Source organism: Hoylesella buccalis ATCC 35310 (genome assembly GCF_000177075.1).
GTDB lineage: Bacteria > Bacteroidota > Bacteroidia > Bacteroidales > Bacteroidaceae > Prevotella > Prevotella buccalis.
In genome coordinates this window covers 1-1033 of record NZ_ADEG01000091.1, presented here as the reverse complement: position 1 = coordinate 1033, position 1033 = coordinate 1, and the positions used below count along the sequence as shown (strand labels likewise).

Here is a 1033-nt window from a genome sequence, read left to right as displayed (position 1 = left end):
GAATTTAAATCTATTCCGACTTCTGCTATTATATCTTGAGAGTCAGTTATCCATTTCCTTGCGTCAGCAGACCAATTAGAGGGAGCATGTTCTCTTACAATATGATGTCTATGCGGATTATACATATTTTTAGGAGCAGGTCCCATTTTTTTCATATCACTCGCACTTAAAGCGCATTTTTCTAATCCGAACAGGTCCAAGTAGCTATTGACATCTTCAACATATCCATAGAGTGTAGGATTGTTTCCAGCAAGCCCGATAGGGTCGGAGGAGATATACATACCCATTTGCGGGGAGTAATAGCGGAACCTATTATAATAAAGACCTGTTTTTTGGTCTTCGTATTGTCCTTGGAAACGGAAAGGTATGAAGTCTCGTTTTCCTCTGAGTTCCAGTACATCTCCATAGATGTCAAGGATGCAGTCCCAAACCACCTCACCCTTGCTGTCGAGAGCCTGAATAGGTGTACCCAGATAATCCTGCACGATGGTATAACGCTTACCGTCTTGCTGTTTGGCTATAAGAGCTAAAACAAAATCACGAAGAACGCTCGGCAAAGTTACATTTTATTTTGAAACAGAGAAAAGACAAGGATTTTATTCCTGTCTTTACACCTAATCTTTAAATTTGTTCTTGATAATCAGATGATTATTTTGACAAATCCCGATTGGGAGCATTACCCATAACTTCATTATTTCAGATTCTTGATATACTATTAGCTGCTTACAAGCCTTTTAAATTCCTCATAAATGTATTCACAAGCTTCATTTTCACTCTGAAAAGTGTGCTTGTCATCTCTGTTCCCTCGTTCATCTATATAAAAAACTTCCCATATGTTATAATTTTTATATAGGACAATAGTATTCCAATTGGCAACAGAGCCTTCAAGTGAATATTCATTAGGCTCAACCCCTAATTCGTTTAATTTTGCCTTTAATTCTATAATGTTCATAACTATACAGGTTTCAATATACTATTATAAATTAAACTTTTTAAGTACCTGAGCAACAAAAAGTTCTTGAACAAGCCGAGC

2 protein-coding genes are annotated in these 1033 nt (G+C 36.7%); both read right to left on the bottom strand.

Annotated features, from left to right (window positions below; translation table 11 throughout):
• A partial coding sequence (locus tag HMPREF0650_RS13770; RefSeq protein WP_004350562.1) for an RHS repeat domain-containing protein occupies positions 1 to 557 on the bottom strand: 557 nt, incomplete at its 3' end.
• A 158-nt stretch (positions 558 to 715) separates the two neighbouring features.
• Positions 716 to 952 (bottom strand): hypothetical protein, encoded by a 237-nt coding sequence (locus HMPREF0650_RS10165; protein WP_004350561.1) that lies wholly within the window; start codon positions 950 to 952, stop codon positions 716 to 718.
• Positions 953 to 1033: the final 81 nt, after the last annotated feature.